At 52.1% G+C, this 2976-nt stretch carries 2 rRNA genes (1 of these 2 running past the window's edge); both read right to left on the bottom strand.

The window, feature by feature from the left end:
• Window positions 1-104 precede the first annotated feature (104 nt).
• Window positions 105-219 (bottom strand): 5S ribosomal RNA (gene rrf, locus FEF65_RS13220).
• Window positions 220-289: 70 nt separating this feature from the next.
• Window positions 290-2976 (bottom strand): 23S ribosomal RNA (locus FEF65_RS13215); it runs 262 nt beyond the window's last position.

Genomic DNA, 2976 nt, shown 5'->3' with positions numbered 1-2976 from the left:
CTCTCAACGGCGGGGCTTTGTGTTACAAATCGACAGGATAGTCGATTTGAACGTCGATATCGACGGGGGTGAAACCCCGAAGGACATGGACGTCCGTAGTAAATTCCTGGCATCGACCTACTCTCCCGTGGGGAACCCCACAGTACCATCGGCGCAAAGGAGCTTAGCTTCTGAGTTCGGGATGGGATCAGGCGTTTCCTCCTTGCTATGGACACCAGGAAACTGGTGGACCGGATAAACCGGTCATAGCTGGTAGTTTGTGATAATGCATCCAATGTCTTAACGTTGCATGGTTAAGCCGCACGGGCAATTAGTACTGGTCAGCTCCATGTGTTACCACACTTCCACACCCAGCCTATCAACGTCGTAGTCTTCGACGGCCCTTCAGGAGACTTAAAGTCTCGGGAGAACTAATCTTGAGGCCGGCTTCCCGCTTAGATGCCTTCAGCGGTTATCCGTTCCAAACGTAGCTACCCTGCAATGCTCTTGGCAGAACAACAGGAACACCAGAGGTTTGTCCATCCCGGTCCTCTCGTACTAAGGACAGATCCTCTCAATTCTCCAACGCCCACGGTAGATAGGGACCGAACTGTCTCACGACGTTCTAAACCCAGCTCACGTACCACTTTAATCGGCGAACAGCCGAACCCTTGGGACCTGCTCCAGCCCCAGGATGTGATGAGCCGACATCGAGGTGCCAAACTCCCCCGTCGATATGAACTCTTGGGGGGAATCAGCCTGTTATCCCCAGCGTACCTTTTATCCGTTGAGCGATGGCCCTTCCACTCGGAACCACCGGATCACTAGAACCGACTTTCGTCCCTGCTCGACTTGTCAGTCTCGCAGTCAGTCACACTTATACTCTTGCGCTCAATGGCTGATTTCCGACCAGCCTGAGTGTAACTTCGCGCGCCTCCGTTACTCTTTAGGAGGCGACCGCCCCAGTCAAACTACCCACCAGACAATGTCCCAAACCCGGATAACGGGTCTTGGTTAGAACCCAAGCATGTTCAGGGTGGTATCTCAAGGATGGCTCCACGATAACTGGCGTTATCGTTTCAAAGCCTCCCACCTATCCTGCACAAAACATACCTAGATCCAATGTCAAGCTATAGTAAAGGTGCATGGGGTCTTTCCGTCTAGCCGCGGGTATGCTGCATCTTCACAGCAAATTCAATTTCGCTGAGTCTCTGGTTGAGACAGTGGGGAAGTCGTTACGCCATTCGTGCAGGTCGGAACTTACCCGACAAGGAATTTCGCTACCTTAGGACCGTTATAGTTACGGCCGCCGTTTACTGGGGCTTCGATTCAGAGCTTCGCTTGCGCTAACCCCACCTCTTAACCTTCCAGCACCGGGCAGGCGTCACACCCTATACATCGCCTTACGGCTTCGCAGAGTGCTGTGTTTTTAGTAAACAGTCGCTACCCCCTGGTCACTGCAACCCCCATCTGCTCCACGAGCGAATCGCTTCACATACTAGGGGCACCCCTTCTCCCGAAGTTACGGGGCCAATTTGCCGAGTTCCTTAACCAGAGTTATCTCAAGCACCTTAGGCTTCTCGCCTCGCCTACCTGTGTCGGTTTACGGTACGGTCAATGTTAAACTGAAGCTTAGAGGATTTTCTTGGAAGCATAGGATCACTGACTTCGCTCGAACCGAAGTAAGAGCACGACGTCACATCTCAGCGTTGAATGAGAGACCGGATTTGCCAAATCTCTCCGCCTACTTGTTTATACCGGGACAACCAACGCCCGGATCAGCTACCTTTCTCCGTCCCCCCATCGCATTTAACATCGGTACAGGAATATTAACCTGTTTCCCATCGACTACGCTTTTCAGCCTCGCCTTAGGGGCCGACTAACCCTGCCCTGATTAGCATGGTGCAGGAAACCTTGGGCTTTCGGTGAACGGGTTTTTCACCCGTTTTATCGCTACTTATGCCAACATTCTCACTTCTGATACCTCCACCACTCCTTGCAGTATGGCTTCGCAGGCTTACAGAACGCTCTCCTACCGCGCAGATAAATCTGCACCCGTAGCTTCGGTGGTATGTTTGAGCCCCGTTATATCTTCCGCGCAGACCGACTCGACCAGTGAGCTATTACGCTTTCTTTAAAGGATAGCTGCTTCTAAGCTAACCTCCTGGCTGTTACTGCCTTTCCACTTCGTTTACCACTTAACATACACTTGGGGACCTTAGCTGACGGTCTGGGTTGTATCCCTCTTGACCCCGGACGTTAGCATCCGAGGTCTGTCTCCCATGATTGCACTCACCGGTATTCGGAGTTTGGTTAGGTTTGGTAAGTCGTGAAACCCCCTAGCCCATCCAGTGCTCTACCCCCGGTGGTGATACATGAGGCGCTACCTAAATAGCTTTCGGAGAGAACCAGCTATTGCCGAGTTTGATTGGCCTTTCACCCCTATTCACAAGTCATCCCTGTCGTCTTCAGCCGACGTGGGTTCGGTCCTCCAGTAGGTATTACCCCACCTTCAACCTGCTCATAAATAGCTCACTCGGCTTCGGGTCTATGCCCAGTGACTCGTTCGCCCTATTAAGACTCGCTTTCGCTACGGCTTCGCTTTACAGCTTAACCTTGCCACTGAGCCATAAGTCGTTGGCCCATTATACAAAAGGTACGCGGTCACCCTGTCCGAAGACATAGGGCTTCCACTGCTTGTAGGTCCATGGTTTCAGGTCTATTTCACTCCCCTCAACGGGGTACTTTTCACCTTTCCCTCACGGTACTGGTTCACTATCGGTCGCTGAGACGTATTTAGGCTTGGAGGGTGGTCCCCCCGGATTCAGACAAGGTTTCTCGTGTCCCGTCCTACTCAGGATACTACTAGGTCAACTAAAAATTTCGCATACGGGGCTATCACCCACTATGGCCACACTTTCCAGAGTGTTCTGCTATTCCTCGTTGTACCATGTTGTAGTCCTACAACCCCGGCAAGTAAACTTACCGGTTTGGCCT

This window comes from Mariprofundus erugo (assembly GCF_005818865.1).
GTDB classification, from domain to species: domain Bacteria; phylum Pseudomonadota; class Zetaproteobacteria; order Mariprofundales; family Mariprofundaceae; genus Mariprofundus; species Mariprofundus erugo.
The sequence above is the reverse complement of the archived record's forward strand: the minus strand, read 5'-3'. Positions and strand labels throughout refer to the sequence as shown.